The organism is Methylobacterium tardum (assembly GCF_023546765.1).
Classification (GTDB): Bacteria; Pseudomonadota; Alphaproteobacteria; order Rhizobiales; family Beijerinckiaceae; genus Methylobacterium; species Methylobacterium tardum.
The window spans coordinates 3,142,264-3,156,475 of the sequence record NZ_CP097484.1 but is presented as its reverse complement, the minus strand read 5'-3'; the positions used below and the strand labels follow the sequence as shown (position 1 = coordinate 3,156,475).

General features: G+C 65.8%; 13 protein-coding genes. 9 read left to right on the top strand and 4 right to left on the bottom strand.

Annotation, left to right across the window (positions count from 1 at the left end):
• Positions 1-438 precede the first annotated feature (438 nt).
• From M6G65_RS15120 to M6G65_RS15080, 9 genes are all read left to right on the top strand, one after another.
• Positions 439-1,236, top strand: a complete 798-nt coding sequence (locus tag M6G65_RS15120; RefSeq protein WP_238195335.1) for an IclR family transcriptional regulator — start codon at positions 439-441, stop codon at positions 1,234-1,236.
• A 3-nt stretch (positions 1,237-1,239) separates the two neighbouring features.
• The gene (locus M6G65_RS15115; protein WP_250104131.1) at positions 1,240-2,604 is read left to right on the top strand and encodes a class I adenylate-forming enzyme family protein; all 1,365 of its coding nucleotides are present in this window, start codon (positions 1,240-1,242) and stop codon (positions 2,602-2,604) included.
• Positions 2,504-2,764 carry an AMP-binding enzyme gene (locus M6G65_RS15110; protein WP_347710488.1) on the top strand — a complete coding sequence of 87 codons (261 nt, stop codon included), beginning with the start codon at positions 2,504-2,506 and terminating at the stop codon, positions 2,762-2,764. Before M6G65_RS15115 ends, M6G65_RS15110 begins: the two co-directional genes overlap by 101 nt.
• On the top strand, positions 2,761-3,543 hold the full coding sequence (locus tag M6G65_RS15105) for a citryl-CoA lyase (RefSeq protein ID WP_250104129.1): 783 nt from the start codon (positions 2,761-2,763) through the stop codon (positions 3,541-3,543). Before M6G65_RS15110 ends, M6G65_RS15105 begins: the two co-directional genes overlap by 4 nt.
• Positions 3,544-3,545: 2 nt before the next feature.
• Positions 3,546-4,259 (top strand): SDR family NAD(P)-dependent oxidoreductase, encoded by a 714-nt coding sequence (locus M6G65_RS15100; protein ID WP_250104128.1) that lies wholly within the window; start codon positions 3,546-3,548, stop codon positions 4,257-4,259.
• A 133-nt stretch (positions 4,260-4,392) separates the two neighbouring features.
• Positions 4,393-5,340, top strand: a complete 948-nt coding sequence (locus tag M6G65_RS15095; protein ID WP_250104127.1) for a Bug family tripartite tricarboxylate transporter substrate binding protein — start codon at positions 4,393-4,395, stop codon at positions 5,338-5,340.
• A gap of 202 nt (positions 5,341-5,542) precedes the next feature.
• Positions 5,543-6,268 carry an SDR family NAD(P)-dependent oxidoreductase gene (locus M6G65_RS15090; RefSeq protein WP_250104126.1) on the top strand — a complete coding sequence of 242 codons (726 nt, stop codon included), beginning with the start codon at positions 5,543-5,545 and terminating at the stop codon, positions 6,266-6,268.
• A gap of 107 nt (positions 6,269-6,375) precedes the next feature.
• Positions 6,376-6,771, top strand: a complete 396-nt coding sequence (locus M6G65_RS15085) for a tripartite tricarboxylate transporter TctB family protein (protein WP_250104125.1) — start codon at positions 6,376-6,378, stop codon at positions 6,769-6,771.
• Entirely contained in the window at positions 6,771-8,327 is a 1,557-nt protein-coding gene (locus M6G65_RS15080) for a tripartite tricarboxylate transporter permease (protein WP_238195342.1), read from the top strand. The genes M6G65_RS15085 and M6G65_RS15080 overlap by 1 nt, the downstream gene beginning before the upstream one ends.
• A 34-nt stretch (positions 8,328-8,361) precedes the next feature.
• On the opposite strand, the gene M6G65_RS15075 is transcribed toward M6G65_RS15080, so the two are convergent.
• From M6G65_RS15075 to groES, 4 genes are all read right to left on the bottom strand, one after another.
• A complete protein-coding gene (locus M6G65_RS15075) occupies positions 8,362-9,348 on the bottom strand; it encodes a Bug family tripartite tricarboxylate transporter substrate binding protein (RefSeq protein ID WP_373323682.1) in 987 nt (328 codons plus the stop codon).
• A gap of 686 nt (positions 9,349-10,034) precedes the next feature.
• Positions 10,035-11,246 (bottom strand): FAD-binding oxidoreductase, encoded by a 1,212-nt coding sequence (locus tag M6G65_RS15070; RefSeq protein ID WP_250104124.1) that lies wholly within the window; start codon positions 11,244-11,246, stop codon positions 10,035-10,037.
• A 788-nt stretch (positions 11,247-12,034) separates the two neighbouring features.
• Positions 12,035-13,684 carry a chaperonin GroEL gene (gene groL, locus M6G65_RS15065; protein ID WP_250104123.1) on the bottom strand — a complete coding sequence of 550 codons (1,650 nt, stop codon included), beginning with the start codon at positions 13,682-13,684 and terminating at the stop codon, positions 12,035-12,037.
• A gap of 48 nt (positions 13,685-13,732) precedes the next feature.
• Entirely contained in the window at positions 13,733-14,047 is a 315-nt protein-coding gene (gene groES / locus M6G65_RS15060; protein WP_250104122.1) for a co-chaperone GroES, read from the bottom strand.
• Positions 14,048-14,212: the final 165 nt, after the last annotated feature.

Below are 14,212 nucleotides of genomic sequence, written 5' to 3'. Positions count from 1 at the left end.
ACGTCCGCTTCCGAGATACCGGCTTTGATCACCGAATGGCCGAGATAGGCGCAAAGCCGAACGGCCGATTTTTCGCCTATCGGCTATCCGGCATGGCGTAGCGTGGCCGAAAGCCGCCAGTCTGCTTGGAAGAGAGGTTGCAGAAAAAGCGGACGGTCCTCCACCGACCCAGACCAGTCGCGGAGCTCGGTCCATTCGCCGAGGCGGACGCCAAAGAGGCCAAGCTCTGCGCTCGCCGATGTCTATCGGCCACTGCCTGCGCCCATTCGCGTAGCGCGGCCACTTTGACCCCAAGCGCACCGGTCGGCCGCCTTAAAGTGTCAACGGCACAAACCTTCTCGCCTACCGAGAAAGATTTTTCGAGATCCGAGATATCAGTCTGGACAGTCTCGAATTGGGGGCTGCACACTGGTGGCAACGAATAAACTTCCGGGAGGAATGATGCTGCTGGAGACAGTCGCGCCCCGCGTGGAGGAGCCGCGCTCGTCACTGTCGAAGGCGCTGGCGTTGCTAGTCGTCGTCGCCGAGCGAAGCCAAAAAGGCGTCAGCCTGAGTTCCGCAGCCAACCGGACCGGCCTGCACGTCGCGACCGCGCATCGTCTGCTCACAGCTCTCGTTGATGAGAACTTCCTGAACTTCGATCCTTACACGAAGCGGTACTTTCTCGGGCTGATGCCATACGAGATCGTCAATCGTGCCGGTCCCGACCTGGAATTCCTTCAGTTGCGCAAGACCCTGCGCCCCGCCCTCGACATCGCCCAACGGACCCTCGGGGGCATCATCAACCTGTCAGTGCAGTCCCAGGGTGAGGCCCTTTGCATCGCGGTCCTGGACGGACATGCTCAGATCCTCGTCAGCACGCTGAAGGTGGGGGCTCGGCGCCCCCTCGGCGTCGGCGCGGCGAGCCTTGCCCTTCTGGCAGCGCAGCCAAGGGAGATTCGGGCGGCGGTCATCGCCCGCGAGACAGAGCGCTACCTCAAGTACGGGCGGCTGACAGCCTTGCTTGTGACAGAGGCCTGCGAGCGGTTTGCGGGCGACGGCTACGTTGTGAACGAGGCGCTGATCATCCCGGACATCGGTGCGCTCGCGATCCCGGTCTTCAAACACGGCACCTTGGTCTGCGCCGTCTCCGTCACCAACACAATCTCCCACCTGCATCCCCACGCCCGGGCCGGAATCGCCGTAACCTTCCGCCGCGCCGTCACGGATGCTGGTTTCCACGCTGAGGCCGCTTGACCGATGTACCCGATCGACCTCTTCTACCGTCAGGCAGCCCGCACTCCCGAGGCAATCGCCCTGGAATTCGGCGATGCCCGAGTAACTTACGCGGATCTCGCCACGCGCGCCGGGGCGCTGGCGGCCGGGCTGCAGGCCCTCGATCCAGAGCCGCAGTCTCGCGTCGGCATCTGCTGCTTCAACCACGTCGAGCACGTGGTGGCGTGGCTCGCCGTGCTGGCGGCCGGGAAGGTATGGGTTCCCCTCTATCCGAAGAACAAGGCCGCCGAGATCGGCCTCGGCATCTCCTTCACGGAGGCCTCGATCGTCATCGCGGACGCGACCGCGCGCCCGCTCGCCGAAGGTGCCGGGGCAGCGATCCTCGTGGCCGACCCGGACGGGGGTGCCGGCACCACGGGCGGCCTCGTTCGGTCGCACGCAGGCTCGGCGCCGCGCTTCCACGCGCTGCCTCTCCACGCGACGCAGGCGATCAAGTTCACCGGCGGGACCACGGGCAAGCCCAAAGGAGTGATGCAGCCCTACCGGGCCTGGAACACGAACATCGCGACCCAGGTCGCGGCCTGGAGTTTGAGGCCGGGCGAGCGCCTGCTTGCGGCCGCGCCGATCACCCACGGCACCTCGACCTACATCCTGCCGACCCTGGGCACGGGCGGGACGCTCGTGCTGCGCGACCAGCCGCGGCCGGAAGAGGTGCTGCGTTGCTTCGCCGAGGAGCGCATCGCGACGACCTTCCTTCCGCCGACCGTCATCTACATGATGATGGAGCTGCCGGCGGCGCGGCGGGGCTCCTACCCGCACCTTCGCAACCTCGTCTACGGCTCGGCCGCGATGCGCCCAGACGCGATCGCGCAGGCGCAGTCCGTGTTCGGCCCCTGCATCGCCTCGACCTACGGCCAGACGGAGGCGCCCCAGATCGCCACCATGATCTCGGCCGAGGAGCTGATGCGTCCGGACAAGCGCGCCACCGTCGGCCGCGAGACCATGCTGACCCGGGTCGCGATCCTCGATCCCGAAGGCACCATCCTGCCGACCGGCGCCTACGGCGAGATCGCCATCCGCGGCGATCTCGTGATGACGGGCTACTGGAAGCAGCCGGACAAGACCGCGGAGACGATCCGGGACGGCTGGCTGCTCACCGGCGACCTCGGCAGCTTTCGACGAGGACGGCTTCCTGTCGATCAAGGGGCGGGCGAAGGACCTGATCATCACGGGCGGCTTCAACGTCTACCCCGCCGACGTCGAGCCGGTGCTGGCACAGCACGCGGCCGTGGCGGACTGCGCGATCTTCGGCGTGCCGGACGACAAGTGGGGCGAGGCGGTCCACGGCGCGGTCGAACTGCGGGCCGGCGTGACGGCCGATGCCGATGAGATCGTCCGCTTCGTCAAGGACCGCCTGGGCTCGGTGAAGGCGCCGAAGTCGATCGCCGTCTACGAGGCCCTGCCGCGGAACAACTACGGGAAGCTGCAGAAGCAGGTCCTGGTCGACGACCACGTCGCGCGCGCCGCGCGGGAAAGGCAGCAGGCATGAGCACCGACACGAGCCGCAGGACGCCGACCACGGCCCTGAGCCACCACACGACGGACGCGATCTACTACCGCGAGAAGAACCTCGTCACCGACATCCTGAAGCCCGGCGCGACGCCCGACTTCGTCGCGGAGGCCGCCGCCCACATCCTGGGACGGGACGTCTCGGACGGCGAGCGCCGCGTGCTCAACGCCATCATGATCACCATGATGGAGCACGGCTTCACGCCGAGCGCCATCGCGACACGCTCAATCTACATGAGCGCGCCGGAGAACATGCAGGGCGCGGTGGCCGCGGGCCTGCTGGCGGTCGGCAGCCAGTTCGTCGGCACGGTCGAGAACAACGCCCGGATCCTGAACCAACTCGTCGCCCTGGAGGAAGACGCGCAGCGCACGCTGGCCGAGCGCGTCGTGGACGATCACAAGGCCCGCAAGGTGCACATGCCGGGCTTCGGCCACCACCTCCACCGTCCGGAGGATCCCCGCGCCGTCCGCCTCCTGGAGATCGGGGCCGAGAACGGTCTCGCCGGCCGCCATGTCGCCGCCCTGCGCCTCCTGTCGGAGGTGGTCGACCAGAGGGCGGGCCGGCACATCACCATCAACGCCACGGGCGCCACCGCCGCGCTCCTCGGCGAGATGGGCGTGCCGGTCGAGCTGATGCGCGGCTTCTCTCTGATCGGCCGCACGGCCGGGCTCGTGGCCCACATCGCCGAGGAGCAGCAGCGCCCGAGCGGCCGCTTCATCTGGGATCTCGCCGACAAGTCCATCCCCTACGAGGCCTGACGATGCCCGATCATGCGCTCGTCACCGGCGGCAGCCGCAACATCGGCGGAGCGATCGCGCAGCGGCTCACCGCGGACGGCTTCAAGGTCATCGTCGCCGACATGGTTAAGCCGGAGCACGACGCCTTGGACAGCTTCATCGAGGTCGACCTGTCCGACGCGGCCGCACTGCCGGGGAGGCTCGCGAACGCCATCGTGGGCCGGACGGTGACGCGCCTCGTCAACAACGCCGGCATCGCGGCCCCCGCCTCCCTCGAGGACACCGATCCGGCAAGCCTCGACGCCGTCGCGGCGGTGAACCTCAAGGCGCCGATCATCTGCGCGCAGGCGCTCCTGCCGGACATGAAGGCGGCCGGCCGCGGTCGCATCGTCAACATCTCCAGCCGGGTCGCCCTCGGCAAGGAGCTGCGCACCGTCTACTCGGCGTCGAAGGCCGGCCTGCACGGGATGACGAAGACCTGGGCGCTGGAGCTCGGGCGCCACGGCATCACGGTGAACGCCGTCGGGCCGGGCCCGATCCGGACGAGCCTGTTCGATGCGGTCAACCCGCCGGGCGACCCGCGCACGGAAGCGATCATCCGTGCGGTTCCGGCGGCGCGCCTCGGCACCCCGGACGACGTCGCCGACGCCGTCAGCTTCTTCCTGTCCGACCGCGCCGGCTTCGTGACCGGGCAGGTTCTCTACGTGTGCGGCGGGATGACGATCGGGTCCGCTTGATCGCCCGCCGAAACCGACGCGACGCAAGAAACGCGGGCGAAGTCCGCGAGCCAAACGGGAGGACACCATGGGATCTCTGACTCGGCGAGGCCTGGGAATCCTGACGCTGGGCGCCGCATTGGCGACCGGCGCCATGGACCCTTTGCCCGGTGCGGCGCAGGCGCAGCCGGCTTGGCCCACCCGCACGGTGTCGCTCATCGTCCCCTACTCGGCGGGCGGCGCCACGGACGTCCTGGCGCGCAAGGTGGCGGAAGGACTCTCGAGCGCTCTCGGCAAGACCGTCGTGGTCGACAACAGGCCCGGCGCCGGCGGTACGTTGGGGACGGCGCTCGCCGCGAACGCCAAGCCCGATGGCTACACCCTGTTCCTGGGCCAGGTGTCGTCCCACGGCATCGCGCCGAACCTCTACACGCACCTGCGCTACGATCCGGTGACGAGCTTCGTGCCGATCGTCTTCATCGAGACGATCCCCAACATCCTGGCCGTCAACAAGGACCTTCCGGTGAACTCGGTCGACGAGCTCATCGCGTACGCCAAGGCCCATCCGGATGCCCTGAACTTCGCCTCGTCCGGCGCAGGCGCCTCGACGCACCTGTCGGGCGAGATGTTCAAGGCGATGACTGGCATCAAGATGACCCACGTGCCGTTCCACGGCAGCGCGCAGGCGCTGGTCTCGGTCATGGGCAACCAGACGCAGTTGATCTTCGACAACATGCCGTCGGTCTATCCCTACGTGACGGCGGGCAACATGAAGGCGCTGGCGGTGACGACGCTGAAGCCCTCGCCCCAGGCCCCCCACATCCCGACCATCGCGGAGGCGACCAAGAGCGCCGACCTTTCGCGCTACGACGTCAGCGCTTGGTTCGGGCTCTACGCCCCGGCCAACACCCCGCGCCCGATCGTGGATCGGGTGAACGCGGCCGTGAACGCGATGCTCAAGGAGCCAGGGTTCGTGAAGTTCATCGCCGACAACGGCGGCGTGCCCGAGGGCGGGACGCCGGAGGATCTCGGCCGATTCGGCGAGGGCGAGCTGAAGAAGTGGAAGACCGTGATCGAGCAGGCCGGCGTGCCGAAGATGTAGCGCGGCGTCGGGCGGTTCCGCCGACCCACGACGGGGCGCGCCGAACCGTCCGCCCGGGACCGAAGACCCTCGAAGGAAGGGACGACACGATGACGACTGCCGCGAAGGCGACGCCCCCGATCGCGAGCTCGAAGGACGCGTCGCCGTAGTCCTCGGCGCCGGCTCGATCGGTGCCGGCTGGGGCATCGGCAAGGCGATCTGCATGCTCTACGCCAGGGCCGGCGCCCACGTCGTCGCCGTCGACCGCGAGCCGGCCGCGGCGCAGGAGACCCGGGATCTGATCCTGCAGGAAGGCGGCAGCGCGGAGGCCGTCAGCGTCGACGTCTCCAACGACGACGAACTCGTCGCCTGTCTCGAGGCGGCAGGCGCGGCCTCCGGCGGGATCGACATCCTCTACTTCAACGTCGGCATCGGGAAGGCCGGCCCCTCGACCGAAACGACGGTCGCCGACTGGCGCCGGATCTCGGACGCGAACCTCACCGCGCTCCACCTCGCGGCTACGACCGTCGTCCCCGCCATGCGAAAGCGCCGACGCGGCGTCATCCTCGCCACGGCCTCGATCGCAGGCCTGCGCGACGTCGGCTATCCGCACCTCGCCTACGGCGCTACCAAGGCGGCGCTAATCCAGTACCAGCGTCTGCTGGCGGTCGAGAACGCGCCCTACGGCATCCGGGCCAACACGATCGTCCCGGGCCTCATCGACACACCCAGAATCGAGAAGACCGTCGCTGGCGCCTACAAGGGCGGTCTTGAGCGCATGAAGGCGGTCAGGGCGTCGCAATGCCCCCTCGGCCGGATGGGCACCGCCTTCGACGTCGCGGAGGCAGCCCTGTTCCTCGCCTCTGATCGGGCAGCCTACGTCACCGGTACCGAGCTCCTCATCGACGGCGGCCTCGCCGCGACGGCCCGCGGCCCGGCCCCCGGCTGAGCCATCTCTCTCCGAGCCGGGCGGGCCCGGGATCCCCGCCCGAAACCGCGGCGCAGGCGCCGCCAAGTCAGGAGCTACGACATGGTCAACCAGAACGCCGCCCGGGGGTGGTCCTCAGCGCCATCGCCCTCTGCTTCGGCCTGACGGCGCTCCGCTATCCCATCGGCAGCTTCGCCCATGCCGGCGCGGGATTGTTCCCGCTCATTATCAGCTCCCTGCTGCTCCTGATCGGCCTCCTCACGCTGGTCAAGGCTTGGTTCGAACCCGCAACGCCCCTCCATTTCGCCTGGAGGAACATCGGCATCATCCTGCTCGCCCTCGTCGCCTTCGTCGTCGCCGCGAAGGTCGCCAGCATGATCCTCGGGATCGTGCTCCTCGTCATGATCGCGTCCCTCGCGGCCACGTCCTACTCCTGGAAGCGGGTGCTGGCCACCTCGGTCGCGCTCGTCGCGATCGCGCTCGCCTTCCAGATGCTGCTCGGTCTCAACCTGCAGGTGATCTGATGGACGTCATCACGAACCTCTCCTTCGGGTTCGAGCACGCGCTCACCTGGAGCAATCTGCTGTACTGCGCGATCGGCTGCGTCATCGGCACCATGATCGGGCTGCTGCCCGGACTCGGCCCACTCGCGACGATCAGTCTACTGCTGCCCCTGACCTATTCTATCCCGGTCGACGGCGCGTTGATCATGCTCGCGGGGATCTACTACGGCGCCCAGTACGGCGACAGTGTCAGCGCGATCACCATGAAGATCCCGCATGCGTCGAGCATCGTGGCCTGCATCGACGGCTACCAGATGACGCTCAACGGACGTACTGGCCTCGCCCTATTTACCGCTGGCGTGTCGAGCTTCATCGGCGGTACGGTCGCCATCGTCGTACTGGCCTTCCTGGCGCCCCTGCTCGGTCAAGTGGCCTTCCTGTTCGGGCCGGCCGAGTACTTCGCCCTGATGCTGCTCGGGTTCGTCTGCGTCAGCCTCGTGACAACCGGCAGCCTCCTGAATGGCCTCGCAATGTGCCTGCTCGGGGTGCTGCTGGGGCAGATCGGGACCGACCTGGAATCCGGCACACTTCGCTTCACCCTCGGTCTCACGCCACTCATGGACGGCGTGAGCGTGGTGAGCGTCGCCCTCGGCTGCTTCGGCATGGCCGAGATCTGCCGGAACCTCGACGCCCGCGAGGAGCGAACGCCGTTCAACGGCAAGATCCGCCTGATGCCGAGTTGGCCTGAATTCAAGCGTATCATCCCGAGCGCGCTCCGCGGCAGCGTCGTGGGCTCAGTGCTCGGGATCCTGCCGGGGGGCGGGCCCACGATTGCGCAGTTCGCCGCCTACGCGATCGACAAGAAGGTCTCGAAGTACCGCCACGAAATCGGGTCGGGGTCGATCGAGGGTGTCGCAGGACAAGCCGCCGCCGACGAGTCCGCAGCCCGGACGAGCTTCATCCCGCTTATGAGCATCGGCATCCCCGAGAACGCCGTCATGGCATTGATGATGGCGGCCTTCATCATCAAGGGCATCCAGCCCGGCCCCAACATGATCGCCAAGCACCCGGACCTATTCTGGGGCCTCGTCGCCAGCATGTGGATCGGCAATTGCTTCCTTCTGATCCTGAACGTTCCGCTCGTCCGGTTCTGGCTGTCAATCTTCAAGATTCCCTACAGCGTACTGTTTCCATCGATCCTGTTTTTCTGCTGTATTGGCACATACAGCGTAAATAATAATCTCGACGATGTTTTCATCACCGCAGGCTTCGGGCTGCTCGGCTACGTCTTGATGCGCCTGAGCCTCGACCCGGCCCCGCTCATGCTGGGCTTCATCCTGGGTCCAATGCTGGAAGAGAACTTCCGCCGCGCCATGCTGCTAGGCAGGGGTAGCTTCAACGTGTTCGTCTCCCAGCCGATCAGTGCGACACTGCTCGCGTTCATATCGATGATAGTCGTCTTCCAAATCGCGACCTCCGTTATGCGCATGATATTAGGTCGCTCCTCGGCAGACCGAGACGGAAGCGATGACCGACATGCGCCAACTGCCGAGATGATCAAGACTTCCGGAGGTTAGGCTGCCTCGGTGGCGTCCCTTGGCGGGCGCCCGATCAGTCGACCGTCGCGCCGGAGAATGCGACGATCTTGCGCCACTTCTCGATCTCCACGGCAATCAATGCGCCGAATGCCTCCGGCGACACCCGCAATGGCGTTCCACCGAGATCAGTGAGTTTCTTCTCCATCACGGGATCGGCCAGGATGTCATTAATTTCTTTGTTGAGGCGCGCGATCAAAGCCGGTGGAGTCTTGCGCGGCGCGCCGATTCCGAACCACGCGCTCGCTTCGTACCCTGGCACCGTCTCGGACACGGTCGGCACGTCGGGCAGTGCCGGCGAGCGTTCGGCAGTCGTCACCGCAAGGGCGCGCAGAGTGCCCCCGCGTACGTGGCCGATCGAAGACGGCATATTGTCAAACATGACGTCGGCGTGGCCCGCGATGATATCGATGATGGCCGGACCGGCCCCGCGGTAGGGCACATGCACCATCTGGACGCCAGTCATCGCTTTGAACAGCTCACCCGACATGTGTAGAGACGTACCAATTCCGCTTGAAGCCATGTTCACCTTGTCCGGGCTGGCCTTGCAGTAATCAATAAACTCTTTTACGGTTGTGATTGGGAGTTTTGGATTAATCTCCATAATGTTTGGAGACAGCATGATCCCCGCCACTGGCGCGATGTCGCGTTGGAAGTTAAAACTGAGCTTTTTGTACAGACTGTCGTTAATGCCGTTGGCGGGATTGACAAGCAAGATGGTATGGCCGTCCGGCTCGGACCGGACGACCACATCGGTGCCGATATTGTTGCCAGCTCCTGGTCGGTTTTCGACGAGAACCTGCTGGCCAAGGCGCCGACCGAGCGGCTCCGCGATAAGTCGTGCGAGCACGTCGGTCGCGCCCCCCGGGGCATAGCCGACGACGAAGCGTATTGGGCGCACGGGGTAAGTCTGCGCGCGTGCGGATCGACCTGTCAGTGTGTAGGCCACACCGACTCCTAAGCCGGACGTCAACAATGATCTTCGTGACCATTCGGGATGCATGTCCGTCTCCTCCGTAAGCGCCCTCTTAAATGGAGCCCGTCACTTCGTAAGATACGCGAGTATGCGTCGACATCAATCCAATGCGTGTTGGACGGTTCGCATGTCGTGCGACGCTTCATAGCGATCTCGGTCCGGAGGCACGTTCAATTTTTAGAATTTCCGCCGATCGCTGCCACTCAAGCGAGTCCTTTCAGGCGGCGATAAATGCTCTGCGGACCTCTCTCGATAAGTTTGTATTGGAAATTGAGATGTATATTTTGAATTCAATAAGTCTGCATTCTGGCGGTTGCGCCATTGGTCGACGATGATCGACGCACGTCAGATACTAGCTCATCCTATCGTGTTTTTGCTTAATGCAAGCTTCAACCATCTCATGAGTGACCGGAATGCGCGCGAGGCCGGAATGTCTGGTCTTGCGTGCGCTGGCGATGAGGTGCGACGGGATTTGGCCGGAAGCGGAATGGCAGCTTCCGAGATGCAAACGCCAGAAGCGGACGCGCCGTGCTGCTGTGTTTCCCCGACCTCTATCTTTCGTAATGCCATTCTGAGACCGGTTCTGCTGCTCGTCTCAGGTTCCGACCGAGCCGCGGCGCGTCGGCAATCCGTCACCCCGGTTCAGCTCGCGACCGGTGTCCTTGCGCTCTCGCCACGCTAGCTGAACTGCCAGGCCGGCTTCGCCCTGCCGGTCAAATCATCGCCCCCGCATTCATCAATCCCTGCGGATCAATGGCCTGCTTGAGAGCGCCGAGCAGGGCCAGGCGGGTCGGATCGCCATAGCGGCTCAGCAAGTCGCGCTTGAATCGGCCGATCCCGTACTCAGCGCTGAAACTCCCGCCGAGGTCGATGGCTACAGCGTAGACGGCATGAGCGACGCCCTCCTCAACTTCCCCCGTGAAGCCGATCCGGTCGCGGCCCGGCGGCACCATGAGGTTGAAGTGGATGTTGCCGTCACCGACATGGCCGTAGAACGACAAACGCGTGCCCGGAGCCTGCACCTCCACCACCGCACCTGCCCGGGTCAGGAAGGCGGAGACGGCGGAGGTTGGAACGGCGATGTCGAGCTTCACCGATCCGCCCGCGTGCTTTTCTGCCTCCGGGATTGTCTCGCGGATGAGCCACATCTCGCGTCGCTGCCGCTCCGACTGAGCGAGCACTGCATCCTCGACATGGCCAGCTTCGATCAGCGCTTCCAGGGTGCCCAGAAGGATGTCGCCGAGCGGGATGCGCTGCGAGGACGCGGAGAGTTCGAGCAGCACTGCGCCGCCTGGGCCGGCTGCAAGCCCGAGTTCGGCGCCGCGCATGTCGGCGACGAGCTCCAGTGATGATGCCGAGATGAGCTCGAAGGTTGAGGCGAGGTCTGCGGTCTCTCTTCGGACCAGAGCGGCAATCTCCGGGATCGGCGCGCCTGCCGTGAGTTGCATCCAGGCGGTGGCGCGCCGTGTCTGCGCGGGCCAAAGCTTGAGTACCACGCCCGTGACGATGCCGAGCGTACCCTCGGCGCCGATGAAGAGCTGCTTCAGGTCGTAGCCGATGTTGTTCTTGCGCAGCGTCCGCATGTCGGAAAACAGCGATCCGTCCGGCAGCACGACCTCCAGTCCGAGCACGAGGTCGCGCGTCATGCCATAGCGCAGCACCTGCAGCCCGCCGGCGTTGGTGCCGACGTTGCCGCCGAGGCGGCAGCTACCCTCGGCACCCAGACTGAGAGGCAGCAGACAGCCGCTTGCCTCGGCAGCAGCCTGTGCGTCGGCGAGGATCGTGCCAGCGTCGCAGGCGAGCGTAAAACCCATCGGGTCGACCGAGCGGACCTGATTCATTCGCTCAAGAGCCACAACGAGCTGACCGCGACCGGGCTCCGGCGTGGCGCCACCGACGTAGCTGGTATTGCCGCCCTGAGGCACGAGGCCGAAGCCGAGGCGCGCGGCCGGCGAACAATCTCCCGGACCTCCTCGGTCGAGCGTGGTCGCAGGACGCCTGGGGTCTGCCCTTGCATCAGGGCGCGCTGATCATGGGTGTAGCGGATCAGGCTGCCGGCATCGGTGATGAGACCGCCCTCCCCGAGTAGGTCGCGGAAGGGGGACAGATCGGAGGAAGACAGGTCTGACATCCGAGGCGACTCAGCCCATGGTAGGTTTGGTGGACGGGGTTGAGGCTGACGCCGTCGCTTCGGCGCAGCAGCTTGCGGGCTGTCTATCCAAACGCCCTGGCCCAGCAATGGCGTCGATCCAGCCCGCCGTCGAGTGCCGCAGGCCACGTCGGAAACTCTCTGACAGCTACATCCGAAGCGGGACAGCGAGTGACGGGCCGTGATCACACCGGCTTAGGCGGACGGTTGGCTCCCTGCGCGGGGTCACTGCGACCGGACATTCCGAGCGGGAATGGGTTGTCGTCGCTCATACTCGCGGTCAGAGGCCGCGAGCGCGATTGCGCCACCTCCGCGCATCCGCCCATGCCAACAAAACACGGGCTCGCGGATTGCGGCAAGGAGGCTCTTGCGGGTCACCTGAGCGCCCTCAACCAACCGTCGCCGGAGCGTTCGTCCGTGTCCGCCGTTCTTTAGCCGCGGGGCCTCCTAGGATGTCCCTGCCGCAGCCTGGCCGCCGTTCGCGCGTATTGTCCTGGATGCTCGTCAACAAAAAAGGGCCGCCTCGCGGCGGCCCCTCCTGTTCTCGTCCTGAGCAAGCCAGGCTCAGAAGTCCATGCCGCCCATACCACCCATGCCGCCGCCCGGCATCGCCGGAGCAGGGCTGTCCTTCTTCGGCGCGTCGGCGACCATCGCCTCGGTGGTCACCAGCAGGCCGGCCACGGAAGCCGCATCCTGCAGGGCGGTGCGCACGACCTTGGCCGGGTCGACGATGCCGGCCTGGATCATGTCGACGTACTCCTCGGTCTGGGCGTTGAAGCCGAAGGTCTCCGAGCCCGTGTTGTCGGTGATCTTGCCGACCACGATCGAGCCTTCCACGCCCGCGTTCTGGGCGATCTGGCGCAGCGGGGCCTCAAGGGCCTTCAGCACGATCTTGATGCCGGCCTGGACGTCCGGGATCTCGGACTTCAGAGCGGCGACCGCCTTCTTGGCGCGCAGCAGCGCGGTGCCGCCGCCCGGGACGATGCCTTCCTCGACCGCCGCGCGGGTGGCGTTGAGGGCGTCGCCGACGCGGTCCTTCTTCTCCTTGACCTCGACCTCGGTCGCGCCGCCGACGCGGATCACCGCGACGCCGCCCGCGAGCTTGGCCAGACGCTCCTGCAGCTTCTCACGGTCGTAGTCCGAGGTGGTCTCCTCGATCTGCGCCTTGATCTGCGCGATGCGGCCCTCGATGTCGGACTTCTCGCCGACGCCGTCGATGATCGTGGTGTTCTCCTTCTCGATGCGCACGCGCTTGGCGCGGCCGAGCATGGGGAGCGTCACGTTCTCGAGCTTGATGCCGAGATCCTCGGCGATCATCTGGCCCTTGGTCAGGATCGCGATGTCCTCGAGCATCGCCTTGCGGCGGTCACCGAAGCCCGGCGCCTTGACGGCCGCGACCTTCAGGCCGCCGCGGAGCTTGTTGACGACCAGCGTGGCCAGGGCCTCGCCCTCGATGTCCTCGGCGATGATCAGGAGCGGCTTGCCGGTCTGAACAACGGCCTCGAGCACCGGCAGCATGGCCTGGAGCGAGGAGAGCTTCTTCTCGTGGATGAGGATGTAGGGATCCTCGAGCTCGGCGACCATCTTCTCCGCGTTCGTGATGAAGTACGGGGAGAGGTAGCCGCGGTCGAACTGCATGCCCTCGACGACGTCGAGCTCGGTCTCGGCCGTCTTGGCCTCCTCGACCGTGATGACGCCCTCGTTGCCCACCTTCTGCATGGCGTGGGCGATCATCTCGCCGATCTCCTTGTCGCCGTTGGCGGAGATCGTGCCGACCTGGGCGACCTCGTCGGAGGTCGAGACCTTCTTGGCTCGCGAGGTGATGTCCTTCACGGCGGCCTGCGTGGCGAGGTCGATGCCGCGCTTCAGGTCCATCGGGTTGATGCCGGCGGCGACGTACTTGGCGCCCTCGCGGACGATGGCCTGGGCCAGCACGGTCGCGGTGGTCGTGCCGTCACCCGCGATGTCGTTGGTCTTCGAGGCCACTTCGCGCACCATCTGGGCGCCCATGTTCTCGAACTTGTCGGCGAGCTCGATCTCCTTGGCGACCGTCACACCGTCCTTGGTGATGCGCGGGGCGCCGAAGCTCTTCTCGATCACGACGTTGCGGCCCTTCGGGCCCAGCGTCACCTTCACCGCGTCGGCGAGGATGTCGACGCCGCGCAGCATCTTATCGCGGGCGTCGGCGGAGAAACGAACGTCTTTCGCTGCCATTACTTGTCACTCCTTAATAGACATGACTTTTGGGATAGGCCCCTGATCTTAGGCGGCTTGCTTGAACGACTCGGAAGCCTCGACGACGCCCATGATGTCGGATTCCTTCATGATCAGGAGGTCCTGACCGTCGATCTTGACCTCGGTGCCGGACCACTTGCCGAATAGGACGCGGTCGCCGGCCTTGACGTCGAGCGCGTTGACACGGCCGGACTCGTCGCGGGCGCCGGGACCGACGGCGACGACCTCGCCCTCCTGCGGCTTCTCCTTGGCGGTGTCCGGGATGATGATGCCGCCCTTGGTCTTCTCTTCGCCTTCGATGCGACGGACGACCACGCGGTCGTGCAGCGGACGGAACTTCATGAGCTTCCTCCAGACTGAGTGCTACAGATCGAGAAGTTCGCCAGACCCCCAGACGGGCTGCCTGGCCACGTTCAGGCCGCGCTACAATCTACAATGAAGCCGCGCCCCGGAATCGCATCCGAGATTTAGCACTCACCTAGCGAGAGTGCTAGAAGCGGAGTGCAA

What these genes read in the sequence shown, in the direction of transcription:
- M6G65_RS15120 (WP_238195335.1), top strand. Translation starts at nt 439, where the DNA reads ATGATGCTGCTGGAGACAGTCGCGCCCCGCGTGGAGGAGCCGCGCTCG.
- M6G65_RS15115 (WP_250104131.1), top strand. Translation starts at nt 1,240, where the DNA reads ATGTACCCGATCGACCTCTTCTACCGTCAGGCAGCCCGCACTCCCGAG.
- M6G65_RS15105 (WP_250104129.1), top strand. Translation starts at nt 2,761, where the DNA reads ATGAGCACCGACACGAGCCGCAGGACGCCGACCACGGCCCTGAGCCAC.
- M6G65_RS15100 (WP_250104128.1), top strand. Translation starts at nt 3,546, where the DNA reads ATGCCCGATCATGCGCTCGTCACCGGCGGCAGCCGCAACATCGGCGGA.
- M6G65_RS15095 (WP_250104127.1), top strand. Translation starts at nt 4,393, where the DNA reads ATGGACCCTTTGCCCGGTGCGGCGCAGGCGCAGCCGGCTTGGCCCACC.
- M6G65_RS15090 (WP_250104126.1), top strand. Translation starts at nt 5,543, where the DNA reads ATGCTCTACGCCAGGGCCGGCGCCCACGTCGTCGCCGTCGACCGCGAG.
- M6G65_RS15080 (WP_238195342.1), top strand. Translation starts at nt 6,771, where the DNA reads ATGGACGTCATCACGAACCTCTCCTTCGGGTTCGAGCACGCGCTCACC.
- M6G65_RS15075 (WP_373323682.1), bottom strand. Translation starts at nt 9,348, where the DNA reads ATGCATCCCGAATGGTCACGAAGATCATTGTTGACGTCCGGCTTAGGA.
- groL (WP_250104123.1), bottom strand. Translation starts at nt 13,684, where the DNA reads ATGGCAGCGAAAGACGTTCGTTTCTCCGCCGACGCCCGCGATAAGATG.
- groES (WP_250104122.1), bottom strand. Translation starts at nt 14,047, where the DNA reads ATGAAGTTCCGTCCGCTGCACGACCGCGTGGTCGTCCGTCGCATCGAA.